We start from the raw sequence: 24,849 nt of genomic DNA on the forward strand, positions 1-24,849 counted from the left end.
GTGGAGGGGACGGGTTGGTGCTGGGGTGCTGGTTGGTGCGGGTCGTGCTGGTTGGTGCTGGCTCAGGCGGCGTGCGCGGCCGCCGCGGCGGACTTCGCGGCCGCCGCCGTGGACGCGGCGAGTGCCGCCCGGGCCATCTCGCGGGCCTCGTCGAGGGTGTGCCTGCCGAGTTCGGCACGCACGTCGGCGAGGGCCGCGGGGGTCATGGAGAGGGTGGTGGCGCCGAGGCCGACGAGCACGACGGCGAGGAGCGGGTCCGCCGCCGCCTCACCACAGATGCCCACGGCCTTGCCGACGTCGGCTCCGGCGCTGCCGAGCTGCGCGACGAGGCGCAGGACGGCGGGGTGCCAGGGGTCCTGGTAGTTCGCGACGGTGCCGAGCATGCGGTCGGCGGCCATCGTGTACTGGGTGAGGTCGTTCGTGCCGATGGACACGAAGTCGGCGGAGACGAAGACCTGCTCGGCCATCAGCGCGAGCGAGGGGACCTCGGCCATCACGCCGGCGGTGCGGATCCCGAGCTCACGGGCCAGGTCGACGAAGTACTCGGTCTCCTCGGCGTCGGCGACCATCGGGGCCATCACCCAGAGGTCCGCCTCGGTCTCGGCGTCGGCCTGGGCGAGGGCGGTGAGCTGGTCGCGGAGCACCTCTGGGTGGTTCCGGAGCGCCCGGAGTCCACGACGACCGAGCGCCGGGTTCTCCTCGTCCTTGTCCGTCAGGAACGGCAGCGGCTTGTCGGCACCGGCGTCGAGCGCCCGCACGACGACCTTCTTGCCGGGGAACGCCGCGAGGAGCTGGACGTACGAGGCCTTCTGCTCCTCGACCGTCGGCGCCTTCGGGGAGTCGAGGAAGAGGAACTCGGTGCGGAAGAGCCCCACGCCCTCCGCACCGAGAGCGACGGCGCCGGCGGCGTCGGCCGGGCTGCCGAGGTTCGCCAGCAGCGGCACGACGTGGCCGTCCGCGAGGGCGCCTGCGGTCAGCGGGGCAGCGGCGGCGGCGAGGCGGTCGGCGATGCGCTGCTCGACGTCGGCGACGAGCTCGGCGGAGGGCTCGGTGACGACCGTGCCGGCTGCGGCGTCGACGACGACGGCCTGCCCGTCGGTGAGGTCGTCCGCGCCGGTGACGCCGACGATGGCGGTGATGCCCTTGGCTCGGGCGAGGATCGCGGTGTGCGAGGTCGGACCGCCGTCACGGGTGACGAGCGCGAGGACCTTCTCGAGGTCGAGGAGTGCCGTGTCGGCCGGAGCGAGGTCACGGGCGACGAGCACGAAGGGGGTGTCCGACTCGGGGACGCCCGGGGCGTGCACCCCGCGGAGCTTGGCGACGATGCGCTGGGCGACGTCGTCGAGGTCGGTGGCGCGCTCCCCCATGTAGCCGCCCATGCCGACGAGCAGGTCGCGGAACTGCGCGAAGGCCTCGTACACGGCGCGCTCGGCGTTCGTGCCGCCGTCGATGCGGGTGTGCACGTCGTCGAGGAGGGTGGGGTCCTGCGCCATGAGCGCCTGGGCCTCGAGCACGGCCTGGGCATCGCCGCCGGCGAGCTGTCCGCGCTTGGTGAGGTCGTCGGCCACGGCGGCGAGCGCTGCGTGCACGGCCTGCTTGGCGTCGTCAGACGAACCCTCGAGCGGCGCGGTCGACGGCTCGCCGAGCGGGTCCGCCATCCGGAGCACGGTGCCGTGGGCAACGCCTCGGCCGACGCCGGTTCCGAGCAGTTCGGACATTCGAGACTCCTTCATCTCACACGCGCTTGCGGTGGGGTGGATCAGTTCGGTGCACAGCGGCACGAACGGACCACGCCCGTGCGGCTTGGAGCACCATACCTCGATCCGCGTTGACAAACAAACACATCCGGGGATAAAAATGCACAAACAGATGCCCGTTTCGGTCTGACCTGCCCCCACTTCGGGCGTCGGTCGCCGCGCGTGCATCCGTCCGTGTCCGTTCCGCTCCGAAGTGGTCAGTTCTGCTGCGGAGTGGCAGTCCTGCTCCGAAGTGGGTGGGCGGACGCCGTCACCACGAGACACCGAGGTCCGATGTACGCACCAGAGCGCCACCAGCGCATCGTCGAGCAGGCCCGCGCCGCGGGCCGCGTCGACGTCAAGGACCTCGCCGAGCTCCTCGAGGTCACCCCGGAGACCATCCGGCGCGACCTCACCTCCCTCGAGCGCCGCGGGCTCGTCCGGCGCGCCCACGGCGGCGCGATCCCGGTCGAGCGGATCACCCTGCACCCGGGCGTCGGCGACCGCGGCGGGATCAACCAGCCGGAGAAGATGGTGATCGCCGAGGCCGCGCTCGAGGAGCTGCCCGAGAACGGCTCCGTGATGATCGACGCGGGCACGTCGACGATCTGCCTCGCCGAGATGCTGCCGACCGACCGCGGACTCACCGTCGTCACGCACTCGCTGCCGGTGGCGATGGCCGTCGCGAACCGCCCGGGCATCGACCTGCACCTGCTCGGCGGGAACATCCGCAGCGACTCGCTCGCCGGCGTCGGCACGTGGACGCACCAGCTCATCGGGATGGTCAGCGTGGACGTGGCCTTCATCAGCATCAACGGCATCACGCCGGAGCGCGGCCTGACGACCCACAACGTGGCCGAGGCCGCCGTGAAGTCCGCGATGATCAAGGCCGCCAGACGGAGCATCCTGCTCGCCGACCACACGAAGTTCGGTCGCGAGGAGTTCGGCCGCGTCGCCCCCCTCGCGGCGATCGACACGATCATCACCGACCCCGCGGTCAACCTCGACCTGGTCCGCGAGGTCGAGGCCGCCGGCGCCGAGGTGTTCTGGCCCGGCCGGTCCTGACCGTCGGTCTCCCCCAACCACCGGCTCGCTAGCATGGGCCGACCATCCCGTCGAAGGAGTTCATCGATGTCCGAAGCCACCCGCACCGTCACCGTCGCCAGCGGATCCGGTCTGCACGCCCGCCCGGCGTCGCTGTTCGTCCAGAGCGTCACCGCGTCCGGGCACCAGGTCACGATCAACAAGGGCGAGAAGTCGGCCAACGCCGGCAGCATCCTCGGCCTGCTCGGCCTCGGGGTCGAGAACGGCGACGAGGTCACGCTCACCGTGACCGGCGACGACGCCGAGACCACGGCCGACAGCCTGGTCGAGTTCCTCAAGACGGACCACGACGCGGCCTGACCGCGCAGGTCGCGGTGACCGCGACCACCTGCCTGCCGGGAGGCCCGGTGCCAGCTGGCACCGGGCCTCCCGTGCGCGCGCACCCACGTCCGCAGGCTGTCGGCCGCCGCCGATAAGGTGTTCCGCATGACACGCCTGCGCCTCGCATCCGTCAACGTGAACGGCGTCCGCGCCGCGTTCCGCAAGGGCATGGGCGACTGGCTGGCCACACGCGACGTGGACGTCCTCGCCCTGCAGGAGGTCCGGGCGTCGAGCGACGACCTGACCGCGCTGCTCGGCGACGAGTGGGACGTCGTCCACGACCCGGCCTCGGCGAAGGGCCGCGCGGGCGTCGCCATCGCCTCACGACACCGCGCGCACATCCACCGCGTCGAGCTGGGCCCGGCGGAGTTCGACTCCGCAGGTCGCTGGCTCGAGGCCGACTACGAGATCGACGGCACCATGGTCACGGTCGTCTCGACGTACGTCCACTCGGGGGAGGCCGACACCCCCAAGCAGGACGAGAAGTGGAAGTTCCTCGACGCCATGACCCAGCGGCTGCCGCAGGTCCGCGCGCACAACCCGCTCGCGGTCGTCGTCGGTGACCTCAACGTCGGGCACGACCAGCGCGACATCAAGAACTGGAAGGGCAACGTCAAGCGTGCGGGCTTCCTGCCGCGGGAGCGCGCCTACTTCAGCCGGTTCTTCGGCGCCGAGGGCGAACCCGTCGAGGGCGCCGACGGCTCCACCGGGCCGGGCCTCGGGTGGGTCGACGTCGGTCGTGAGCAGGCCGGCGACGTCGACGGCCCGTACACGTGGTGGTCCTGGCGCGGCCAGGCCTTCGACAACGACTCCGGCTGGCGCATCGACTACCAGATGGCCACGCCCGAGCTCGCCGCGACGGTGCAGACCTACACGGTCGACCGCGCGAGCGCCTACGACCAGCGATGGTCCGACCACGCCCCCGTGGTCGTCGACTACGAGCTCTGACCCCGCTTCCCCCACTCCGAACCACAGGAACCACCACGATGACGAACCCCCGCATCTTCTCCGGCATCCAGCCGTCCGCCGGCTCGCTGCACCTCGGCAACTACATCGGCGCGCTCATGCAGTGGCGGGACCTGCAGGACGACCACGACGCGATCTTCTGCGTGGTCGACATGCACGCGATCACCTCCCCGCAGGACCCCGCCGCCCTGCGCGAGAACACCCGTCGCACCGCGGCGCAGTACATCGCCGCCGGCATCGACCCGGAGCGCTCGACGCTCTTCATCCAGTCGCACGTCCCCGCGCACGCCGAGCTGGCGTGGGTGCTCAACACCCTCACCGGGTTCGGTGAGGCGAGCCGGATGACCCAGTTCAAGGACAAGTCGGCGCGCCAGGGCGCCGAGGCCGCATCGGTCGGGCTCTTCACCTACCCGATCCTGATGGCCGCCGACATCCTGCTCTACGACGCCCAGGTCGTGCCCGTCGGTGACGACCAGCGCCAGCACGTCGAGCTCACCCGCGACCTCGCCGGGCGGTTCAACTCCCGGTTCGGTGACACGTTCGTCGTGCCGGAAGCCCGGATCCTCGCCGACACCGCGCGCATCTACGACCTGCAGGACCCCACCAGCAAGATGAGCAAGTCCGCAGCCTCCGACTCGGGGCTGGTCCTGCTCCTCGACGAGCCGAAGCGCACCGCGAAGAAGATCCGGTCGGCGGTCACGGACACCGAGCGGGAGATCCGGGCCGACCGCACCGAGAAGCCCGGCGTGACGAACCTGCTGTCGATCCTGTCGGCGTTCACGCGCACACCGGTCGCCCAGCTCGAGGCCTCGTTCGCGGGCAAGGGCTACGGGGACCTCAAGGGCGAGGTGGCGGACGCCGTCGTCGCCGAGCTCGAGCCGGTCCGTGCCCGCACGCTCGAGCTCCTCGACGACCCGGCCGAGCTCGACCGCCTGCTCGCACTCGGCGCGGACCGTGCCGAGTCGATCGCGATCGAGACCCTCGCCCGCGTCTACGACCGCATCGGGTTCGTCCCGCGCGTGCGACGCTGACGTGCTCCCCGTCACGCTCGAGTCCGACCGGGTCCGGCTGGACGTCCCCACGCGCGCCGACACCGTCGCGATCACGGAGGGCTGCCAGGACCCCGAGGTGGTGCGGTGGACGACCGTCCCCACCCCGTACCGCCCGCAGGACGCCGCCGCCTTCGTGGACGCGCTCGTCGGACCGGGGTGGGCGTCCGACCGCGAGTACACCTGGGCCATCCGTCGACAGGGCTCCATCTGGCTCGACGGCGTGATCTCCTACCGCACCGCCCACCGCGACCTCGGCTTCTGGCTCGCGCCGGGTGCCCGCGGGCAGGGGCTGGTACACGACGCGGTCGCCCTCGTCGTCGACTGGGCCTTCGACCGTGGCGCGCCCGACGTGTACTGGGAGTGCTACGTCGGCAACGTGGCCTCGGCGGGTGTCGCCCGGCGTGCGGGCTTCGCGTACACGGGCACCGGCAGCGCGAACATCCCGGGCCGGGACGGCTCCCCCACGTCGGCGTGGAAGGGACTCCGTCGCGCCGACGGCACCCCGGCGTCCGACCTGTCGTGGCCGTCCGAGTCGTACGCTCCGGGTGATGCCCCAGGGGCCGTCCCGACGTCCCGGTAGTCTCGGCTCGTGAACAGCAGGTCAGTGTCGGAGGGACCCGACGGGTCCGTGTCGGAGATCGAGGTGCGGGCGATGCGCCGGGCACTCGAGCTCGCCGCGCTCGGTCCCGCGCTCGGCGACCACGCCCGCGTGGGCGCCGTCGTCCTCGCCCCTGACGGCACCACCATCGCCGAGGGCCACCACCGTGGTGCCGGTACCCCGCACGCCGAGGTCGACGCCCTGTCGCAGCTCACCCCGGACCAGCAGCGCGGCGCGACGGTCGTCGTCACCCTCGAACCCTGCGACCACGTCGGGCGCACCGGTCCGTGCTCCGTCGCGCTCATCGACGCCGACGTCGCCCGGGTCGTCTACGCCATCGACGACCCGGGCCCGGCCGTGCACGGCGGTGCCGACCGCCTCCGTGCCGCCGGGGTCGACGTGGTCTCCGGCGTCCTCGCGGACCAGGCGACCGCGTTCCTCGAGCGCTGGCTCACGTCGGTCCGTCTGGGTCGTCCGTGGGTGACCGTCAAGTGGGCGTCGAGCCTCGACGGTCGGGCCGCCGCAGCCGACGGGTCGAGCCGGTGGATCACCGGCGCAGCCGCACGGCAGCACGTCCACGAGCAGCGGGCCGCCCACGACGCGATCCTCGTCGGCACCGGCACCGTGCTCGCCGACGACGCGTCGCTGACCGCCCGCGGGGACGCCGGGGAGCTCCTCGCCGACCAGCCGCTCGCGGTCGTCCTCGGCGACCGAGCCGCCCCGGCCGACGCCGCCGTCCGCCGCCACCCGCGCGGGTTCCTGCAGCTCCCCGGACACGACCCGCACCGTGCGCTCCAGGCGCTCGCCGCCGAGGGCATCCGGACCGTCTTCGTCGAGGGCGGGCCCACGGTCGCCTCGGCGTTCATCGCCGCGGGACTCGTCGACGAGGTCCTGGCCTACGTCGCCCCCGTGCTGCTCGGCGGTCCCCGGGTCGCCCTCGGGGACATCGGCGTGGGAAGCATGCGGGAACGTCTGCGGTTGGACGTACTATCGACCACCAGCCTCGGCCCCGACCTGCTGGTGCGTGCACGACCGATCCCCGCGGCCCCGCAGCGGCCGCCCGGACAGCACGCAGACGACGGGGCCCGTACCGACCGGAGCACCACATGACCGACGCCCTGACATCCCCCACCCCGGGCAGTCCGGTCCGGTTCGAGGTCGCGACGAACGTGCCGACCACCCACGGCCTGTTCGAGATGCGCGCCTACCACGACCTGGTGACCGGAGCGGAGCACGTCGCGATCATCGGTGCGCGCCCGGACGGCTCCGCCCCGACCGACGGCGCCCTGGTGCGCGTGCACTCCGAGTGCCTGACCGGCGAGGCCTTCGGTTCGCTGAAGTGCGAGTGCGGGCCCCAGCTCGACGCCGCGCTCGACACCATCGCGGCCGAGGGCGGCGTGGTCATCTACCTCCGCGGGCACGAGGGCCGGGGCATCGGCCTGGTGAACAAGCTCAAGGCCTACCGCCTGCAGGAGGACGGCCTCGACACCCTCGACGCCAACCTCGCCCTCGGGCTGCCCGCCGACTCCCGCGCGTACGGCGGAGCGGCCGGCATCCTCACCGAGCTCGGGATCGGCCGCGTCCGGCTCCTGTCGAACAACCCGGAGAAGCGCCGGCAGCTCGAGGAGCACGGCATCACGGTCGACGGCCTCGTGCCGCTCGTCGTCGGCATCTCCGTGCAGAACGCCGGCTACCTCGACACCAAGCGCGACCGGATGGGCCACCAGCTCCCCGCCCACCTCGAGGCCGGCGCACACAACTGACGCCACGGGCGGTCACGGCGGATTCGCAGGTGCGCGACGACCGTCGTACACTGGTGACCCCCGTCACGAGCGGTCCACCACCTCCCGAGCGCACCCGTCGGTCACCGCCCACCACGCGGCCCACACGGTGTCCGCCGTTCGGCACAGCCGCGCCCGGTCCGGGCGCTCTGCACGGAGAACGACCATGCCCGCCACATCGGCTGCCCCCGCCCCCACCCAGAAGACGAACCCACGGTCCCGGGTCGTCGTCGCGAGCCTCATCGGCACGTCGATCGAGTTCTACGACTTCTACGTCTACGCGACCGCCGCGGTCCTCGTCTTCCCGACGCTCTTCTTCCCGAACGAGGACCCGACCGCATCGCAGCTGTCCTCGTTCGTGACCTTCGCGCTGGCCTTCTTCGCCCGCCCGGTCGGGTCGATCATCTTCGGCCACTTCGGCGACCGCATCGGCCGCAAGACCACCCTCGTCGCCTCGCTGCTCGTGATGGGCACCGCGACGTTCCTCATCGGCTGCCTGCCGACGTTCGACTCGATCGGCATCTGGGCGCCCGTGCTCCTCGCGGTGATGCGCTTCGCCCAGGGCGTCGGCCTCGGCGGTGAGTGGTCCGGCGCGGCCCTGCTCGCGACGGAGAACGCCCCCGCTGGCAAGCGCGGCGTCTTCGGCTCGATGCCCCAGCTCGGCGCCCCCATCGGGTTCCTGCTCGCCAACGGCCTGTTCATCGCGATCAACGCGGCGATGCCCGCCGGCGCCGACGGCACCCCGAACGCCGACTTCCAGGCGTGGGGCTGGCGTCTGCCGTTCCTGCTCTCCGCCGTGCTCGTGCTCATCGGTCTCTACGTCCGCTTCCGCCTGGTCGAGTCGACCGTGTTCCGCGGCGTGCAGGAGTCCGGCACGGTCGCGAAGATCCCGCTGGGCCGCGTGTTCCGCACCTCGTGGAAGGCCGTCATCGTCGGCACCTTCGGCATGGTCGCCACGTACGTGCTCTTCTACTTCATGACCACGTTCACACTGTCGTACGGCACCACCGGCGCCACCGCCTCGGCGCTCGTGCCGAAGATCGGCCTCGGCTACTCGCGTGGGGAGTTCCTCACGCTGCTCATGATCGGCGTCGTGTTCTTCGGCATCTTCACCCCGATCGCCGGGATGCTCGCCGACCGGTTCGGCCGTCGTCGCACGCTCATCCCGACCACGATCGGCATCGCGCTGTTCGGCCTGACGTTCCAGTTCTGGTTCGCGGCGTCGCACGGGCCGATCACCGTCGTGACGTTCCTCATCGTGGGCCTGTCGCTCATGGGTCTGACGTTCGGGCCGATGGGTGCGCTGCTGCCGGAGCTGTTCCCCGCGAACGTCCGCTACACGGGCTCCGCGCTGGCGTACAACATCGCGTCGATCCTGGGCGCCTCGCTGGCACCGACCATCGCCCTGGCGCTGTGGAAGCCGGACGGCAACATCTTCCTCGTCGGGCTCTACCTGACCATCGCAGCCGTGGTCACCCTCGTCGCGCTGCTGCTCGTCCGGGAGACCCGCGGCAGCGACTTCGGCGAGGCCGACGCGGTCCGCGCCGGTGTCGTGTCGCCGGAGCGCGCGCGGTAGTCGCGGCCACCTGCACGGACGGGAGGCTCGGTGTCAGCTGGCACCGGGCCTCCCGTCCGTCCGCTCCCCGACTCGGAACGACAACCTCGCTGTCGTACGACCTCGACGATGTCGTTCCGCATCCGGCGCACGCATCGCGCGTCAACCCAGGTTGACGGATGTCGGCGCGTCAATGTAGGTTGACAGCCATGGACCGGCCGACGATCACGAACCTCGCAGCGGGAGCATCAGGGGACGACCCCTTCTCCGCGCTCGCCAGCGTGCGCGACCTCCGCCGGGAACTCGACCGCACCGAGGAACTCGCCGCCCGCCGCGCCCGCATCGCCGGCGCCTCGTGGCAGGAGATCGCGACGCTCCTCGGGGTCAGTCGCCAGGCAGTGCACAAGAAGTACGGCAGAAACTAGGACACGATGAGCCTCCCCTTCGCCCGCCCGAAGACGACCGACGGCCCCCGTGCCACGTTCGGACGTCTGCTGTCCTACCTGTTCGAGAACAAGCCGGCGATGGTCGTGATCATCGTGCTGAGCATCCTCGGCGCCGGTGCGTCCCTGGCGCAGCCACTGCTCGTGAACCAGGTGATCACCGCGGTGCAGCACGGCAACACGCTGAGCATGCTCGTGTGGCTGCTGGTCGGACTCGTGATCGTCGCGGGACTGCTCAACGGCATCCAGCACTTCCTGCTGCAGCGCGCCGGTGAGGGCGTCGTGCTCTCCACCCGCCGCAAGCTCATCGCGCGCATCCTCAACCTGCCGATCTCCGAGTTCGACACGCGCCGCACGGGCGACCTCGTGTCCCGTGTCGGCAGCGACACCACCCTGCTGCGGGCCGTCCTGACCCAGGGCCTCATCGAGTCCATCGGCGGGTCGCTCACCTTCATCGGCGCGATCATCGCGATGGCGATCATCGACCCCCTGCTGCTCGGCATCACCCTCGCGATCGTCCTCGTCGCCATCGTCGTCGTCGGCGGTCTCAGCCGCCGCATCCGCGTCGCGTCGAAGCGTGCCCAGGAGAAGGTCGGCGACCTCACCGCAGCCGTCGAGCGCGGCATCGGTGCCGTCCGCACCATCCGTGCCGCCGGTGCCACGGAGCGTGAGGTCACCGAGGTCGACACCCACGCGACCGAGGCCTACCGCCGCGGCCTCGACATCGCCAAGATGTCCGCGTTCGTCGTCCCCGTCGCGAGCATCGTCATGCAGGTGGCGTTCATCGCCGTCCTCGGCGTCGGTGGGGCCCAGGTCGCCGCGGGCACGATCACCATCGCCACGCTCATCACGTTCATCCTGCTGCTCTTCATGATGATCATGCCGCTCGGCCAGGCCATGGGGGCAGCGGTCGCCGTCGCCCAGGCACTCGGTGCGCTCGGCCGGATCGAGGAGATCCTGCACCTGCCGACCGAGGACCAGGACGACGCCGCCGTGCGTCCCGCCGCCGCGATCGCGACCGACGACGCCATCACGTTCGAGCACGTCACGTTCCGGTACGCCCGGTCCGCCGACGCGTCAGGTCCCGACGGCGCGGTCGCGTCCGACGGCGCTGCGGATCAGTCGGGAGGCCGTGGTGCGGTCATCGGGGCATCCGAGGACGAGCAGGCGGTGCTGCACGACGTGTCCTTCCGTGTGCCGCGCGGGTCCCGGGTCGCCCTCGTCGGGCCTTCGGGTGCCGGCAAGTCCACGACCCTCGCCCTCATCGAGCGCTTCTACGACCCGACCGACGGCGTCATCCGCCTCGGCGGCATCGACGTCCGCGGGCTGGACCGCGACGAGCTCCGCGCGCAGATCGGGTACGTCGAGCAGGACGCCCCCGTGCTCGCCGGCACCATCCGCGCCAACCTGCTGCTCGGGTCACCGACCGCGTCGGAGCAGGACTGCGTCCGCGTGCTCGAGGCCGTCAACCTCGGCGAGGTCCTGCACCGCGACGCCCGCGGGCTCGACGCCCAGGTCGGTGAGGACGGCGTGATGCTGTCCGGTGGCGAACGTCAGCGCCTGGCGATCGCCCGTGCCCTGCTGGCTGCTCCCCCGATCCTGCTGCTCGACGAGTCGACGTCCTCGCTCGACGGCGTGAACGAGCAGAAGATGCGCCTGGCGATCGACGCCGTCGCCGAGGACCGCACCCTGCTCGTGATCGCACACCGGCTGTCCACCGTCGTGGACTCGGACGTCATCGTCGTGCTCGAGCACGGTCGGGTCGTCGGTGTCGGGACGCACTCCGAGCTCGTCGAGTCGACCCCGCTGTACCGGGACCTGGCGAAGCACCAGCTCCTGGTCTAGCGTGGGCGACCGGCGCCGGGCTGCTACCGCGCGAACGGGTCGGGCGTCAGGACGTACACCGTCTCGAGGTACTCCTCGATGCCCTCGTGCGAGCCCTCGCGTCCGAGCCCGGAGGCCTTGACGCCGCCGAACGGGAACGCGGCGTTCGACACCACGCCGGTGTTCAGGCCGAGCATGCCCGTCTCCAGGCGCTCGGCCAACCGCTGCCCGCGGGCGAAGTCGGACGTGTAGGCGTAGGCGACGAGCCCGTACTCGGTGTCGTTCGCGAGCCGGATGCCCTCGTCCTCGGTGTGGAACCGGGTGATCGCCACGACCGGTCCGAAGATCTCGGTCGTCAGGATGTCGGACCCGGGCTGCACGTCGTCGAGGACGGTGGGCGCGTAGAACGTCCCCTCACGATCGACCCGCTCGCCGCCGGCGACGAGCCGAGCACCCCGCTCCACGGCGTCGTCGACGAGCGCGGCGGCCTTGTCGACCGCTCGGCCGTCGATGAGCGGCCCGATGGTGGTGCCGTCCTCCGAGCCGCGGCCGATGCGGAGCGCCTCGACCTTCGCCGTGAGGGCCGCGAGGAACGCGTCGGCGATGCCGTCCTGCACGAAGAAGCGGTTCGCGGCCGTACAGGCCTCACCGACGTTGCGGAACTTCGCCTGCATCGCGGAAGTGACCGCGGTGTCCAGGTCGGCGTCGTCGAACACGAGCAGCGGGGCGTTGCCGCCGAGCTCCATGCTCGTGCGGAGGACGTTGTCGGCGGCCTGCTTGAGGAGCGCCGAGCCCACGGGCGTCGACCCGGTGAACGTGAGCTTGCGCAGCCGACGATCGGCGATGATCGGTGCCGAGAGCTCCTTGGCGTCCGAGGACGTCACCACGTTGAGGACACCGTCCGGCAGTCCGGCGCGGCGGAACAGCTCCGCGAGGAACAGCGTGGTCAGCGGCGTCAGGTCGGCGGGCTTGATGACGACGGTGCACCCCGCGGCGAGCGCCGGAGCGATCTTCCTGGTCGCCATCGCCAGTGGGAAGTTCCACGGCGTGATCGCGTAGACGGGGCCGACGGGGCGCTTCAGGACGATGCCGCGACCGGTGCCCTCGGGGTTGGTGCGGTAGTCACCGCCGATGCGGACGGCTTCCTCGGAGAACCAGCGCAGGAACTCGGCGCCGTAGACGACCTCGCCCCGGGACTCGGCGAGGGGCTTGCCCATCTCCAGGGTCATCAGCGCGGCCAGGTCGTCCGCGTGCTCGTGCACCAGGTCGAACGTGCGGCGGAGGAGGTCGGAGCGTTTCCGGGGCGCGGTCGCGGCCCAGGCGTCCTGTGCGGCGACGGCGGCGTCGAGCGCGGCGATGCCGTCCTCGGGGGTGGCGTCGGCGACCTCGGCGAGGACCGCGCCCGTGGAGGGGTCCTGCACGGCGATGGTGCGTCCGCCGGTCGCGGGGCGCCAGGTCCCGCCGATGAGCAGCCCCGTGGGGACACCTTCGACGCGGACGTGCTCGTCGGCGACGGTCGTGGTCGTGTCGGTCGTGCTCGTGCTCGTGTCGGTCGTGGTCGTGTCGTTCGTCGTCACAGCTGTGCTCCTCCGGGGTTCGCAAGCCCCTCGTCCATGTCGCTCCGGTCGACGTGCCCGCCGCCGGTGCGGATCTCCTCGAGTGCGGCGGCACTGCGTACCGGGTCCACCCCGACCACCAGGTCCTCGAACACCACGACGTCGAGCCCGGCACGCAGGCCGTCCTCGGCGGTGGCGCGCACGCAGTGGTCGGTGGCGATCCCGACGATGTCGATCTCGTGCACCTGGCGGTCGAACAGCACGTCGACGAGGTCCTGGCCGGACTCCGTCACGCCCTCGAACGCCGAGTACGCCGGTGCGCCCTGCCCCTTCATCACGTGCACGTCGATCGGCGCCGTGTCGAGGTCGGGGTGGTACTCGGCGCCCGGGGTGCCGGCAACGCAGTGCACGGGCCAGGTCGTCTCGAAGTCGGGGGCGTTGACGCGGGCGAAGTGCCCGCCGTTGTCCCCGTCGGCGTCGTGCCAGTCGCGGGAGCCGACGATGAGGTCGTACTCGTCAGCGTGTCGAGCGAGGAAGGCGGTGATGCGGGTGGCGAGGTCGTTGCCGCCGCCGACGCCGAGTGCACCGCCCTCGGTGAAGTCGTTCTGCATGTCCACCACGAGGAGAGCCCTGGTCATGGACCCATCCAACACCCGGCGGCTCAGGACCCCGTGAGGCGGTTCCCGCAGGAGTACGCGGCCGCGGTCACCGCGTCGAGCGCCGGGAGCGCCGAGGCCCTCGGCGAGCCGATGGCGTAGAACGCGAACGTGAGCTTGGTGCCGTCGGCGGCGTCGATGTACCCGCCGAGGGTGTTCGCGCTGTCGATCCACCCGGTCTTGGCGTGCACGGCTCCGCGGGCGACGGCGTTCGCGCCCGTGAAGCGGCTGGTGAGCGTGCCCGACTGACCGGACACCGGCAGCACCTGCGCCAGCGTGCCGAGGCCCTTCGCACCGGCGGCGACCGGGACCATGAGGTGCGCCACGAACGCCGGTGACACCGCGTTCGCCGCGCTCTCCCCGGAGCCGTCCTTGATGACGATGCCGGCCGGGTCGACCCCGTAGGTGGCGAGTGCCCGCTGGTACACGCCGGAGAGCGACGCGGCGGACCCGCCACCGCCGGACTCCCGGGAGGAGATCCTGGCGAGCATCTCGGCGAGGGTGTTGTCGGAGTTCGGGATCATCTGTCCGATGAGGGTCGAGACCGGCTGCGAGGACACGGTCGCGATCGTGGTCTGGCTCGTCGTGGCGCGCTTCACCAGCTGGGCGTTGCCGGCACCGACGACACCGGCGTTCGCCAGGGCGGTGCGGAACGCTGCACCCGCGCGTCCGACCGGGTCCTCGGAGCGCGGCGAGGTCGCTGCTCCCGGGTTCGCCCGGTCACCGTCGACCATCAGCGCGGTGACCCGCGGCTGGTACCCGATGGTGCGCTCGCTGACGGGCCAGGTCGGGTCCCAGGCGTCGGCGTCGTTCCAGTAGGTGTCGTCCGTGACGATCGTCGTGACGGGGGTCGTGCCGAGTCGCGCCTTCACCTGCTGGGCGAGCTGCGCGAGTGTGGGCGCCCCCGGGTACACGGTGGCACCGCCCTGCGACAGGGTGGCGTCACCGTGACCGACGATCGCGATCGTGCCGCTGCCCTCGTCGGTGACGGTGGTGGGGATCGTGTGACCGCCGCCGAGGACCGCCAGCGCCGTCGCGGTCGTCAGGGTCTTCATGACGCTGCCGGTCTGGGCCGGGGTGTCGCCGCTCCTGGAGAACAGGGTCTCCCCGGTCGCGGCGTTCATGACGAAGCCCTCGAAGTTGCCGAGGCCGGGCGCCGAGGCCGCGCCGGCGATCGAGCACGTGCGAGCGGGAGCCGCCGCCTGCGCCGGGGTCGGCGTCGGCGTCGCGGTCGGGGTGACGCTGGGTGTCGGTGTCGGTGTCGGCGTCGGCGTCGGGGTCACCGAGGGCGTCCGGGTCGGCGTGGCCGAAGCCGTCGTGCGTCCAGAGGCCGAGGCCGTCGGGGCCGGTGCATCGGCCGACGCGATCGCGACGGCGCCGCCGGACCCGATCGCGACGACGGCGACCAGTCCGCCGACCGCCCACGGCAGCGGCTTCCGTTGCATCGAGGCGCGGATCGCGGACAGGCCGCCGCGGAGGCGGTCGGGGAAGGACTGGTGCTCGGACATCGCAAGCGATCCTACGGAACTGCGGGAGGAGCCTCCAGGCCGGGGCGCCGGGATGTGGAGGACGGGCGCGCGCTAGCTACCTGTGGAGGAGGCGGAGTCGGCGGCGTAGCGGACGCCGACCTGTCGGCGAGCCTCGTCCATGGCGGCCATCACGACGACGGTCTCCTCGGGGTCCATCGCACCGCCCTCGTGGTCGCCGGACTCGACCATCGCCTCGAACGCACGGACCTCGTGCGCGTAGCCGGTCAGTTCCTCACGGCCGTCGAACTCCTCGACGACGGCGCCGTCCCGGTCGCGGAGTCGCCAGGTGGTGGGCGTGTACCAGGTCGCATCGATGTCGATCCGGCCGTCCTCGCCGATGATCGACGCCGTGTTCGGGCTCCGCACGTCGAGTGCGAAGTGCACGGTCGACTGGGTCCCGCCCTCGTGGGTCATGACGATGCCCATCTGCGTGTCCACGCCCTGGTCGCTCAGGGTGCCGGCCGCGGCGACCGCGGTCGGGGCACCGAGGACGTCGATCGCGAACGAGATCGGGTAGACGCCGAGGTCCAGGATCGCGCCACCGCCGAGCGCAGGGTCGTTGAGCCGGTGCGTCGGGTCGTCCGGGAGCGCCTGGTGGTGGGTGGCCTCGACGAGTCGGGGTCGACCGATGCGTCCCTCGGCCACGAGCTCGCGGATCATCGTCATCTGCGGCAGGAAGCGGGTCCACATCGCCTCCATCACGGCGACGTCAGCACGGCGTGCGGCGTCGACGACCGCGCGGGCCTCGTCCGAGGTGATCGTGAACGCCTTCTCGACGAGCACGTGCTTGCCGGCGGCGATGGCCAGCAGCGCGTCCTCGGCGTGCCGGGAGTGCGGCGTCGCCACGTAGACCGCGTCGACCTGGTCGTCCGCGACGAGGTCCTCGTAGCTGCCGTGCGCGCGTGGGATGCCGTACTCGGCGGCGAAGGCGTCAGCGCTCTCCTGCGTCCGGCTGCCGACCGCGGTGAACACCACCCCCGCCGCGGTGCAGTCGCCCACGAAGGTCCGGGCGATGCCGCCCGTCCCGATGACTCCCCATCGAACCGTCATGCGCCATGTCTACCAGCGGGTCCTCCACACCTGCCGGTTCGTTCGCGTCGGTCCACATGCAGGCGACTGCTCTGGACTGCACGGCCGACTGCCAGCTAGCGTGCTCGAGTGTCCCCCGGTCAGGGGTCGCCACCTCGAGATCAGGATCCCCATGCGCCGTTCCGCGTCCCCTTCCCGGTTCCTCACCGTCGCTGCGGCGGCAGCGGCCGTCGTCGTCACGTCGACGGTCGTCGGTGCCGTCCCGGCGTCCGCGCACGGGTGGGGCTCGCCCGGGCACGGCCACGGCGGTGACGCCGCCCTCACACCGCGGACGTCCTTCACGATGGCGCCGGACGGGTCCTCCGGAGCGACACAGGGCGGCGAGGGCATCCCGAACATCGACTCCGTCAAGAAGACCATCGCCACCTACTACGGCGACCCCGGCACCGGCATCGCGGACAAGGCGGACTCGCCCTACATCCGTGAGGTGGCCGGCATCGTCGCCCGACAGACGTCGCAGCTGCAGCGCATCCACGACCACGCGGTCCGCCGCGGCGAGAAGCCCGCGATCGTGCTCGACGCCGATGACACCACCCTGTGGACGTACGACATGGAGGTGGCGGACATGCACTTCGTGTTCGACCCCACCGAACAGGACGTCTGGGTGCAGGACCAGCGCTTCCCGGCCACCCCGTCGATGGTGGGCTTCGTGAACACCGCGTCGCGCATGGGCTTCACGGTCTTCGGGCTCACCGGCCGGAACGACGACCAGAAGGCGGCCACCGTGGCCAACCTCACCGAGGTCGGGTACCAGGGCTTCACCCCCGACACGTTCTTCACGAAGTGGACCGGTGTCGGCGCCTCGCAGCAGCCGTCGTACGTGCAGTGCGCGGCCGCCAAGTGCACCACCGTCGAGTACAAGGCCCAGACCCGCAAGCACATCGAGCAGGACCTCGGCTACGACATCACGCTGAACGTCGGCGACCAGTGGAGCGACCTGCAGGGCGGGTACGCCGACCGCACCCTGAAGCTCCCCAACCCGACCTACTTCCTCCCCTCGACGAACCTGCCCGGTGTCTCCGAGCCCCGACTCGCACCGCGCACCCGGTTCACGATGGCGCCGGACGGCTCCTCCGGTGCCACGCAGGGCGGAGAAGGCATCCCGAACATCGACTCGGTGAAGTCCACGATCGCGACCTACTACGGCGACCCGGGCACCGGCATCGCGAACAAGGAGGACTCCCCCTACATCCGGGAGATGCGTTCGATCGTGGCCCGCCAAGCGCCGGTCATCGCCGCCCAGTGCGCCGCGGGACGGTACCAGCACCGCAACCCCGCCGTGGTCCTCGACGCGGACGACACCACCCTGTGGACCTACGACATGGAGGTCGCCGACATGCACTTCGTGTTCAACGCCGCCGAGCAGGACGTCTGGGTGCAGGACCAGCGCTTCCCGGCCACTCCGTCGATGACGTCCCTCGTCGCCGTGGCGCAGCGGTCCGGCTGCACCGTCATCGGGCTGACCGGCCGCAATGACGACCAGAAGGCAGCCACGATCGCGAACCTGCAGCGGGTCGGGTTCCCCCAGTTCACCGCCGAACGACGCGGCACGCAGACCTACTACACGAAGTGGACCGGTGTCGGCGCCTCGCAGCAGCCGTCGTACGTGCAGTGCGCCACCGCGAAGTGCACGACGGTCGAGTACAAGTCGCAGACGCGTGCGCACATCGAGTCCCGCAGCGGCGGGCACTACGACGTCGTGGCGAACGTCGGCGACCAGTTCAGCGACCTGCTCGGGGGCTCGTCCGACCGGTCCGTGAAGCTGCCGAACCCCACGTACTACCTGCCGTGAGGAGCCGATCTGCGCCGGTTGTCCCCCGGACTGGGGACGGTGACCACGTCGCACACTGTCATGTCAGCGGGAAGCCGCAAAGGCCGCGCTGACCTGCCTGCCGGACCAGACACCCCGGACGCTCGTCGTTAGCGTTGAGGCGTACTCGAAGGTGATGACGAGAACGATCTGGACCCTGGAGATCCCTGAGGCAGATGTTCCGCGGGGTTCCCATGATCAAGCGTGTGATGACAGTGGTGGTGGTGGCGGCGGGTGCGGCGGCGCTGGCCCTCGCGACCGTCGCCCCGGCCGGCTCCTCCGAGCCCGCCCCCGGGACGGCCGGCAGCTCGGTGCAGAGCGCCACTCCCTCCGCTCCCACGACGAAGCAGCCCTCGGCGACCGGGTCGGCAGCGTCCGCGCCCGTCGATGAGTCGACGACGAAGGCGACCGCCCCGTCCACGACGGCCGAGCCCGAGGCGACGGCGCCTCCGATCGCGAACTACCACACGACGAACCCCCCGGCCGGTGCGACCTTCGCCGAGGGCTTCGACACGCCCGCAGCGGCGGGTGGCGCGTTCGCCGCGACCTACGCGAACGCCTGGCAGCCCTACCCGGACGCCACCGGCGGGAAGTACTGGTCCAGCCTGATCACGAGCGCCCACGACGGCGTGATGGACGTCGCGATGGACGGCACGCACGGCGCCGCCGGGACGTTCGGCACGCCGACCGGTGCCTGGTCACACGTCGGCGGGACCTTCAGCATCCGCGCGAAGGCCAGCGGTGGCGCCGCCAACGGTGTGGCCGTGATGCTGTGGCCGACCTCGAACGTCCGTGCGGACGGTGAGCTGAACTACCCCGAGGGCCAGTTCGACGGACGCCCGACGGTCTTCCACCACTCGATGGTCCCCGGTCACGAGGACAAGGCCAAGTCGATCGACACGCACGTCTCGTGGCACGGCTGGCACACCTACACGACCGACTGGGTGCCCGGGCAGTACGTCAAGTACTACCTCGACGGCGAGCTCATCGGCACCGTCACCGAGAACGTCCCCACGACGCCGCACCGCTACATGTTCCAGGTCGGCAACTGGGGTCAGCCGGGGCACCTGCTCATCGACTGGGTCGCCACCACCACGCACTGACGCAGCGAGGGCGTCACCGCTCCTGCAGCGCTTCGGCCACGACCGGCCCGATGCGCTTCGCGAGGTCGCGGTGCCCCAGCGCGGTGGGATGGACGCCGTCGGAGCCGATCACCCCGGGATCCGGGTGCTGCAGCCAGTCCAGTGCATCGACGTAGCGGACGCCGGCTGCCGCGCACGCGCTCCTGATCGCCGCCGCGTTCTGCACACCGCCGACGGGGATTGGGTGCTCGACGTAGCTCGGCCCGATGACGACCACAGCGGCGTCCGGTGCTCGCTCCTCGACGGCCGCGATGAGCTCCGACGCGGCCTGGCCGACCGCGGCGGCGACGCTCCCGTCGAACGGGTCGTTGCGGCTCCCGTAGATGACGACGACGTCCGCGTGGACCGGGACCGCTGCCACCTCGTCTGCGAACGGCACACCGACCACGCCGGGACGCACGTACCCTGCCCCGGGTTCGGCCGACACCGCTGGCTCGATGTCCAGGTCCTTCGCGATCAGTGCCGGGTAGCGACTGGCGAAGCCGTCGTCCTCCCGTGACCCTGCCGTGTACGAGTCACCCATGAACGCGACCACCGGCTGCGCTGACGGTTGCCGGGCATGTGCGACCGCGAGCAGGGTCGATGCGATGGCCGCGACGACCGCCGCGACGACGAGCACCGCCGTCACGGGACGCGTCAGCATGCGGGACGAGGCGGGCACGGTCTCATCGTAGGCGACCCACTGACGGCGACACAGGTGCCCTCGCACCCGTGCGCACTGGTGCGCTGGTGCGCTGGTGCGCTGGTGCGCTGGTGTCTGCGGGCAGACGAAAGGCCCTGTTCCGACTCGCGTGCGGACGCGGTCTGACCAGGGCCTTCGAGGGAGCCGCCTGTCGGAATCGAACCGACGACCTATTCATTACGAGTGAATCGCTCTACCGACTGAGCTAAGGCGGCGGACGCTCCGGATCCGGAGCGGCACGGGTCACGACTATACAGGTCCAGACGCGCGAGCGCGAAACGAGCCCACCGCACCTCGCGTGTCGCGCGGGGTCGCTGACGCGCGGCTCAGCGGAGGGCGCGCACCAGCGTCACCAGGAGCGCCTCGAGCGCCAGCAGCGCCGCGACGTTCGCCGCGATCCGCTGCCGTGCCAGGGCGATGGCGTCGAGGATCTCGAGCGCAGCCGCCGGCGGGACCGACTCCTGAGCGCGGTCGAGCTCGTCCTGCATCGCGAGGTTCACCGGTTCGCCCGGTGCGCCGAGTCCCATGAGCAGGAGGTCCCGGTACAGCGAGGACACGTCGACCAGGATGCGGTCGAGACCGTCTCGCAGGCTCCTGGTGGCCCGACGCTTCTGGTCCTCTTCCATGGCACGGAGCTGCGACCGGAGCGCTGGCGGCACCGTGCCCCCGGGTTCGACCCCGAGGGAGCGGAGCGTGGCGTCGCGCTCCTCCGCGTCGCGCTCGATGGTGATGGACTTGGCGTCCTCGTCAGCAACGGCGAGGAGCTCGGCCGCGGCGGTGACGGCCTCGCCCACACTCCGGATGCCGAGCACGGTCTGCAGGGTCCGGCGTCGGCGTTCCCGGGCCTCGGGGCTGGTGGCGAGGCGCTGTGCCATGCCGATGTGGCTCTGGGCCTGCCGCGCCGCGTCGAGGGCGAGGGTGCGGTCGACCCCGGTCCGCGTGACGAGCAGGTCGGCGACGGACTCGATGCCGGGGACCCGGAGCCGGACCGAACGGACGCGGGACCGGATGGTCGGGAGCAGGTCGGCCTCACTCGGAGCGCAGAGGATCCACACCGTGCGCTCCGGCGGTTCCTCGAGCGCCTTGAGCAGCAGGTTGGACGTGCGCTCCGTCATGCGGTCGGCGTCCTCGATGATGACGACGCGCCACCGACCGACCGACGGCGAGTAGTACGACGACGTCACGAGGTGCCGGACCTCGTCGATCGTGATGATCACCCGCTGGGTCGTCAGCACGGAGACGTCCGGGTGCGTGTGCGCGGTGATCTGCCGGAGTGTGTGGTCGTCGTCCGGGCCGGAGCCGACGAGCGCGGCGGCGAAGGCGGTCGCGACGTTCGACCTGCCGGAACCCGCGGGGCCGGTGATCAGCCACGAGTGGGTCATCCCGCCGGTGCCGTCGGGCGACTCGGCCGCGTTGCGGAGCGCGGCGACCGCTTCGTCCTGGCCGGTCAGGCCGTCCCACACGCTCACGCGGACATCCTGGCAGCGACCACCGACGAGGGCGCGCTCGTGCTGGCGTTCATGCATCGATCCCGACGAGCGGTGCGAGCGCACGACGGATGGCCCGCTGGACGTCGTCGGCCGGCTGGGCGGCGTCGACCACGAGGAAGCGGTCGGGCTCGGCGTCGGCCATGTCCAGGAAGGCGCGGCGGACCGTCTCGTGGAACGCGGCGGCCTCGGACTCGAGACGGTCGAACGTGTCACCGCGAGCGGCGGCCACGCGGGCACGCCCCTCCGTCACGTCGAGGTCGAGCAGGACCGTCCGGTCGGGCTGGAGGCCGTGGGCAGCCCACGCCGAGACGTCACGGACGCGGTCGGCACCGAGACCACGGGCGATCCCCTGGTACGCGACGGAGGAGTCGATGTAGCGGTCCTGCAGCACGACGTCTCCCCGTGCGAGCGCCGGCCGCACCACGGTCTCGACGTGGTGCGCCCGGTCGGCTGCGTACAGCAGGGCCTCGGCGCGCGGGGCGATGTGTCCCCGCTCGTGCAGGACGATCTCGCGCACGCGGAGCCCGAGGTCGGTGCCCCCGGGCTCGCGGGTGCGCACGACCGTCCGGCCGTTCGCCTCGAGCCACGCCGTGAGGAGTTCGGCCTGCGTCGTCTTCCCCGCCCCGTCGCCGCCCTCGAGCGTGATGAAGCGGCCGGTCACTTCTTCTTGGCCGGGGCGCGTCGTGCGGGGGCCTTCTTCTTCACGGGGCCCTTGGCACGCTTGTCGGCGAGCAGCTGGACGGCCCGCTCGAAGTCGACGGCCTCCACCTCTTCGCCGCGCGGGATCGTGGCGTTCGTCTCACCGTCGGTGACGTACGGACCGAAGCGGCCGTCCTTCATCTTGATCGGCTTGCCGGACACCGGGTCCGCCTCGAACTCCTTGAGCGACGCACTCGCGGCCCGCTTGGCGCCGTACTTCGGCTGCGCGAAGATCTCGAGCGCACCGGCGAGGTCGACGTCGAAGATCGCGTCCTCGCTCGGCAGCGTGCGGGTGTCCGTCCCCTTCTTCAGGTACGGACCGTAGCGGCCGTTCTGTGCGGTGATCTCGTCACCGGACTCCGGGTCGGCGCCGACCGTCCTGGGCAGGGACAGCAGCTTCAGCGCGGTCTCGAGGTCCACGCTCTGCGGGTCCATCGACTTGAACAGCGACGCGGTGCGTTCCTTCGGCGCGACGGCCTTCTTCGCGGGCTTCTTGGCCTTGGTCGCGGTGGCAGTCGTGCCGGCGGCCGCGGCCTTCTTCGCGGCGGCGGCGGTCGTCTTCTTCGCCGCAGCGGTCGTCGCGACGGGCTCCGGCTCGGCAGGGGTCTCGATGACCTCTCCCGTCGCGGGGTCCACCTGGGGCTCCGGCTCGGGCGTGCGCTCGGTCACGTAGGGACCGAAGCGGCCGTCCTTGGCCAGGACCTCTTTTCCCGTCTCCGGGTTGATCCCGACCACACGGTCGCTGACGACCGGGGCCTCGACGAGTTCGCGCGCCTTCTCGGCGGTGAGCTCGTCGGGAGCGAGGTCCTCAGGGACGTTGACACGGCGGGGCTTCTCCGGGTCGTCGCTCGGGGTCTCGATGTACGGACCGTACCGACCGATGCGCAGGGTCAGCCCGGGCGAGAGCTCGACGGAGTTGATCTCCCTGGCGTCGATCTCACCGAGGTTGTCGATGACCGTGCGGAGTCCGCGCTGGTCACCGCCACCGAAGTAGAAGCCCTTGAGCCAGTCGACGCGGTCCGCCTCGCCGTTGGCGATCCGGTCGAGGTCGTTCTCCATCTCGGCCGTGAAGTCGTACTCGACGAGGTCGCCGAAGTAGTCCTCGAGCAGCCGGACGACGCTGAACGCGATCCAGTTCGGGACGAGCGAGGTGCCACGCGGGGTGACGTAGCCGCGGTCGACGATCGTCGAGATGATCGCCGCGTACGTCGAGGGACGCCCGATGCCGAGCTCCTCCAGCGTCTTGACGAGGCTGGCCTCGGTGTAGCGCGGCGGTGCGGAGGTGTCGTGTCCCTTGGCCTCGACCTCGTCGACGCCGAGGTGGTCGCCCTCGGTCATCACGGGGAGCTTGGCGTCCGCTGCGTTGGCCGATGCGTCGTGGCGCTCTTCGTCGCGGCCTTCTTCGTAGGCGTTGAGGAAGCCGCGGAACGTGATGACGGTGCCCGATGCGGTGAACTCGACGTCCGTGCCCGTCGCCGTGGACGCGAGGCCCTCGACGGACTCCGTGGAGGTGATCCCGAGGACCACGGAGGCGGTGGAGCCCTTGGCGTCGGCCATCTGCGACGCGACGGTGCGCTTCCAGATCAGGTCGTAGAGCTTCCAGTCGTTGCCGCGCAGGACCTTCTCCATCTGCGACGGCGTGCGGAACACGTCACCGGCGGGACGGATGGCCTCGTGGGCTTCCTGGGCGTTCTTGCTCTTGCCGGCGTAGCTGCGCGGCTTGTCCGGGATCGTGTCCCCGCCGTAGAGCTCGGCGGCCTGCTTCCTGGCGGCGGCCACTGCCTGCTGCGAGAGCGACGCGGAGTCGGTTCGCATGTAGGTGATGTGGCCGTTCTCGTACAGCGACTGGGCGACGCTCATCGTCTGCCGCGCGGAGAAGCGGAGCTTGCGTGCTGCTTCCTGCTGCAGGGTCGACGTGGTGAAGGGTGCGGCCGGTCGACGCGTGTAGGGCTTGGAGTCGACGCTCCGCACGACGGCGTCCCCGGAACGCTCGAGCACGGCGGTCAGGGCGGTGGCGGAGGCCTCGTCGAGCCGCACGGCGTCGGAGGTGGTGACACCGCGGTCGTCGAAGTCGCGGCCGGAGGCGACACGCGTGCCGTGGATCCGGGCGAGCTTGGCCGTGAACGCGCTGTCGCCGGCCTTCTCGAACCGAGCGGTCAGGTCCCAGTAGTTGGCCGAGACGAAGGCGAGCCGCTCGCGCTCCCGGTCGACGACGAGTCGGGTGGCTGCGGACTGCACGCGACCTGCGGACAGGCCGGGGCCGACCTTGCGCCAGAGGACCGGCGAGACCTCGAACCCGTAGAGACGGTCCAGGATGCGGCGGGTCTCCTGGGCGTCGACGAGTGCCGTGTCCAGTTCGCGGGTGGCTTCCTGGGCCCGCTGGATGGCTTCCTTGGTGATCTCGTGGAAGACCATGCGCTTGACGGGCACCTTGGGCTTCAGGACCTGGAGGAGGTGCCACGCGATGGCCTCGCCCTCGCGGTCCTCATCTGTCGCGAGGTAGAGCTCGTCGGCGTCCTTCAGGGCGCGCTTGAGGTCGGCGACCGTCTTCTTCTTGGCGTCGGAGACCACGTAGTACGGCTCGAACCCGTTGTCGACGTCGACCGAGAACTTGCCGACCGAGCCCTTCTTCAGCTCCGGCGGCAGGTTCTTGGGCTCGATGAGGTCACGGATGTGTCCGACTGACGCCTGGACTTCGTATCCGTCACCGAGGTATTGCGCGATCGTCTTCGCCTTCGCGGGGCTCTCGACGATCACGAGCTTCTTCGTGCCTGGCACGTGACTCCTTGATCGATGGTGCTGTCGGCCCTGGGACG

Annotated in this window: 20 protein-coding genes, 1 tRNA gene and 1 pseudogene; 12 read left to right on the top strand and 10 right to left on the bottom strand. The window is 71.2% G+C overall.

Features of this window, described 5'->3' with window-relative positions; genetic code table 11:
- Nucleotides 1-62: 62 nt before the first annotated feature.
- The gene (ptsP, locus tag OXR63_RS07130) at nucleotides 63-1,718 is read right to left on the bottom strand and encodes a phosphoenolpyruvate--protein phosphotransferase (protein ID WP_267421353.1); all 1,656 of its coding nucleotides are present in this window, start codon (nucleotides 1,716-1,718) and stop codon (nucleotides 63-65) included.
- 312 nt (nucleotides 1,719-2,030) lie between these two features.
- Here ptsP and OXR63_RS07135 point away from each other — a divergent pair, with 312 nt between their 5' ends.
- The 10 genes and pseudogenes from OXR63_RS07135 to OXR63_RS07180 all read left to right on the top strand — a co-directional run bounded on the left by OXR63_RS07135 (nucleotide 2,031) and on the right by OXR63_RS07180 (nucleotide 11,401).
- Complete coding sequence (locus tag OXR63_RS07135) at nucleotides 2,031-2,801, top strand: DeoR/GlpR family DNA-binding transcription regulator (protein WP_194629987.1); 771 nt, start codon at nucleotides 2,031-2,033, stop codon at nucleotides 2,799-2,801.
- Between the two features lie 66 nt (nucleotides 2,802-2,867).
- Nucleotides 2,868-3,140: an HPr family phosphocarrier protein gene (locus OXR63_RS07140; protein WP_071270420.1), complete on the top strand. Its 273-nt coding sequence runs from the start codon at nucleotides 2,868-2,870 to the stop codon at nucleotides 3,138-3,140.
- 126 nt (nucleotides 3,141-3,266) lie between these two features.
- The gene (locus OXR63_RS07145) at nucleotides 3,267-4,109 is read left to right on the top strand and encodes an exodeoxyribonuclease III (RefSeq protein ID WP_267421365.1); all 843 of its coding nucleotides are present in this window, start codon (nucleotides 3,267-3,269) and stop codon (nucleotides 4,107-4,109) included.
- 38 nt (nucleotides 4,110-4,147) lie between these two features.
- Complete coding sequence (gene trpS, locus OXR63_RS07150; RefSeq protein ID WP_267421367.1) at nucleotides 4,148-5,158, top strand: tryptophan--tRNA ligase; 1,011 nt, start codon at nucleotides 4,148-4,150, stop codon at nucleotides 5,156-5,158.
- 1 nt (nucleotide 5,159) lies between these two features.
- A complete protein-coding gene (locus tag OXR63_RS07155) occupies nucleotides 5,160-5,759 on the top strand; it encodes a GNAT family N-acetyltransferase (RefSeq protein WP_267421369.1) in 600 nt (199 codons plus the stop codon).
- A gap of 72 nt (nucleotides 5,760-5,831) precedes the next feature.
- Nucleotides 5,832-6,887 carry a bifunctional diaminohydroxyphosphoribosylaminopyrimidine deaminase/5-amino-6-(5-phosphoribosylamino)uracil reductase RibD gene (gene ribD / locus OXR63_RS07160; protein WP_267421459.1) on the top strand — a complete coding sequence of 352 codons (1,056 nt, stop codon included), beginning with the start codon at nucleotides 5,832-5,834 and terminating at the stop codon, nucleotides 6,885-6,887.
- A 29-nt stretch (nucleotides 6,888-6,916) separates the two neighbouring features.
- A pseudogene (gene ribA, locus OXR63_RS07165) lies at nucleotides 6,917-7,540 on the top strand (GTP cyclohydrolase II); the annotation flags it as partial.
- Between the two features lie 184 nt (nucleotides 7,541-7,724).
- The gene (locus OXR63_RS07170) at nucleotides 7,725-9,134 is read left to right on the top strand and encodes an MFS transporter (protein ID WP_267421371.1); all 1,410 of its coding nucleotides are present in this window, start codon (nucleotides 7,725-7,727) and stop codon (nucleotides 9,132-9,134) included.
- 188 nt (nucleotides 9,135-9,322) lie between these two features.
- Nucleotides 9,323-9,538 carry a hypothetical protein gene (locus tag OXR63_RS07175; protein ID WP_267421373.1) on the top strand — a complete coding sequence of 72 codons (216 nt, stop codon included), beginning with the start codon at nucleotides 9,323-9,325 and terminating at the stop codon, nucleotides 9,536-9,538.
- A 6-nt stretch (nucleotides 9,539-9,544) separates the two neighbouring features.
- A complete protein-coding gene (locus OXR63_RS07180; protein WP_267421375.1) occupies nucleotides 9,545-11,401 on the top strand; it encodes an ABC transporter ATP-binding protein in 1,857 nt (618 codons plus the stop codon).
- A 23-nt stretch (nucleotides 11,402-11,424) separates the two neighbouring features.
- On the opposite strand, the gene OXR63_RS07185 is transcribed toward OXR63_RS07180, so the two are convergent.
- From OXR63_RS07185 to OXR63_RS07200, 4 genes are all read right to left on the bottom strand, one after another.
- Nucleotides 11,425-12,852 carry an NAD-dependent succinate-semialdehyde dehydrogenase gene (locus tag OXR63_RS07185; protein ID WP_267421461.1) on the bottom strand — a complete coding sequence of 476 codons (1,428 nt, stop codon included), beginning with the start codon at nucleotides 12,850-12,852 and terminating at the stop codon, nucleotides 11,425-11,427.
- A gap of 101 nt (nucleotides 12,853-12,953) precedes the next feature.
- Nucleotides 12,954-13,574, bottom strand: coding sequence for an isochorismatase family protein (locus OXR63_RS07190; protein ID WP_267421376.1), 621 nt, complete (start codon nucleotides 13,572-13,574; stop codon nucleotides 12,954-12,956).
- 23 nt (nucleotides 13,575-13,597) lie between these two features.
- Nucleotides 13,598-15,100: a D-alanyl-D-alanine carboxypeptidase/D-alanyl-D-alanine-endopeptidase gene (locus tag OXR63_RS07195; protein ID WP_267421377.1), complete on the bottom strand. Its 1,503-nt coding sequence runs from the start codon at nucleotides 15,098-15,100 to the stop codon at nucleotides 13,598-13,600.
- 72 nt (nucleotides 15,101-15,172) lie between these two features.
- Nucleotides 15,173-16,171 carry a Gfo/Idh/MocA family protein gene (locus OXR63_RS07200; RefSeq protein WP_267421378.1) on the bottom strand — a complete coding sequence of 333 codons (999 nt, stop codon included), beginning with the start codon at nucleotides 16,169-16,171 and terminating at the stop codon, nucleotides 15,173-15,175.
- A 151-nt stretch (nucleotides 16,172-16,322) separates the two neighbouring features.
- Here OXR63_RS07200 and OXR63_RS07205 point away from each other — a divergent pair, with 151 nt between their 5' ends.
- Both OXR63_RS07205 and OXR63_RS07210 read left to right on the top strand, forming a co-directional pair.
- Nucleotides 16,323-18,002, top strand: a complete 1,680-nt coding sequence (locus tag OXR63_RS07205) for an HAD family acid phosphatase (protein WP_267421379.1) — start codon at nucleotides 16,323-16,325, stop codon at nucleotides 18,000-18,002.
- A 212-nt stretch (nucleotides 18,003-18,214) separates the two neighbouring features.
- A complete protein-coding gene (locus tag OXR63_RS07210) occupies nucleotides 18,215-19,123 on the top strand; it encodes a family 16 glycosylhydrolase (RefSeq protein WP_267421381.1) in 909 nt (302 codons plus the stop codon).
- A 13-nt stretch (nucleotides 19,124-19,136) separates the two neighbouring features.
- On the opposite strand, the gene OXR63_RS07215 is transcribed toward OXR63_RS07210, so the two are convergent.
- The 5 genes from OXR63_RS07215 to topA all read right to left on the bottom strand — a co-directional run bounded on the left by OXR63_RS07215 (nucleotide 19,137) and on the right by topA (nucleotide 24,811).
- Complete coding sequence (locus OXR63_RS07215; protein WP_267421383.1) at nucleotides 19,137-19,823, bottom strand: SGNH/GDSL hydrolase family protein; 687 nt, start codon at nucleotides 19,821-19,823, stop codon at nucleotides 19,137-19,139.
- A gap of 163 nt (nucleotides 19,824-19,986) precedes the next feature.
- Nucleotides 19,987-20,059 (bottom strand) — tRNA-Thr (locus OXR63_RS07220).
- 111 nt (nucleotides 20,060-20,170) lie between these two features.
- Nucleotides 20,171-21,313, bottom strand: a complete 1,143-nt coding sequence (locus OXR63_RS07225) for a DNA polymerase III subunit delta' (RefSeq protein ID WP_267421384.1) — start codon at nucleotides 21,311-21,313, stop codon at nucleotides 20,171-20,173.
- 49 nt (nucleotides 21,314-21,362) lie between these two features.
- Nucleotides 21,363-21,995, bottom strand: coding sequence for a dTMP kinase (gene tmk / locus OXR63_RS07230; RefSeq protein WP_267421385.1), 633 nt, complete (start codon nucleotides 21,993-21,995; stop codon nucleotides 21,363-21,365).
- A complete protein-coding gene (topA, locus tag OXR63_RS07235) occupies nucleotides 21,992-24,811 on the bottom strand; it encodes a type I DNA topoisomerase (RefSeq protein ID WP_267421387.1) in 2,820 nt (939 codons plus the stop codon). Before topA ends, tmk begins: the two co-directional genes overlap by 4 nt.
- Nucleotides 24,812-24,849 lie beyond the last annotated feature (38 nt).

This window comes from Curtobacterium sp. GC_Cur_3 (assembly GCF_026544205.1).
In the GTDB taxonomy this organism is placed as follows: domain Bacteria; phylum Actinomycetota; class Actinomycetes; order Actinomycetales; family Microbacteriaceae; genus Curtobacterium.

What these genes read in the sequence shown, in the direction of transcription:
- ptsP (WP_267421353.1), bottom strand. Translation starts at nt 1,718, where the DNA reads ATGTCCGAACTGCTCGGAACCGGCGTCGGCCGAGGCGTTGCCCACGGC.
- OXR63_RS07135 (WP_194629987.1), top strand. Translation starts at nt 2,031, where the DNA reads ATGTACGCACCAGAGCGCCACCAGCGCATCGTCGAGCAGGCCCGCGCC.
- OXR63_RS07140 (WP_071270420.1), top strand. Translation starts at nt 2,868, where the DNA reads ATGTCCGAAGCCACCCGCACCGTCACCGTCGCCAGCGGATCCGGTCTG.
- OXR63_RS07145 (WP_267421365.1), top strand. Translation starts at nt 3,267, where the DNA reads ATGACACGCCTGCGCCTCGCATCCGTCAACGTGAACGGCGTCCGCGCC.
- trpS (WP_267421367.1), top strand. Translation starts at nt 4,148, where the DNA reads ATGACGAACCCCCGCATCTTCTCCGGCATCCAGCCGTCCGCCGGCTCG.
- ribD (WP_267421459.1), top strand. Translation starts at nt 5,832, where the DNA reads ATGCGCCGGGCACTCGAGCTCGCCGCGCTCGGTCCCGCGCTCGGCGAC.
- OXR63_RS07170 (WP_267421371.1), top strand. Translation starts at nt 7,725, where the DNA reads ATGCCCGCCACATCGGCTGCCCCCGCCCCCACCCAGAAGACGAACCCA.
- OXR63_RS07175 (WP_267421373.1), top strand. Translation starts at nt 9,323, where the DNA reads ATGGACCGGCCGACGATCACGAACCTCGCAGCGGGAGCATCAGGGGAC.
- OXR63_RS07180 (WP_267421375.1), top strand. Translation starts at nt 9,545, where the DNA reads ATGAGCCTCCCCTTCGCCCGCCCGAAGACGACCGACGGCCCCCGTGCC.
- OXR63_RS07190 (WP_267421376.1), bottom strand. Translation starts at nt 13,574, where the DNA reads ATGACCAGGGCTCTCCTCGTGGTGGACATGCAGAACGACTTCACCGAG.
- OXR63_RS07195 (WP_267421377.1), bottom strand. Translation starts at nt 15,100, where the DNA reads ATGTCCGAGCACCAGTCCTTCCCCGACCGCCTCCGCGGCGGCCTGTCC.
- OXR63_RS07200 (WP_267421378.1), bottom strand. Translation starts at nt 16,171, where the DNA reads ATGACGGTTCGATGGGGAGTCATCGGGACGGGCGGCATCGCCCGGACC.
- OXR63_RS07205 (WP_267421379.1), top strand. Translation starts at nt 16,323, where the DNA reads ATGCGCCGTTCCGCGTCCCCTTCCCGGTTCCTCACCGTCGCTGCGGCG.
- OXR63_RS07210 (WP_267421381.1), top strand. Translation starts at nt 18,215, where the DNA reads ATGATCAAGCGTGTGATGACAGTGGTGGTGGTGGCGGCGGGTGCGGCG.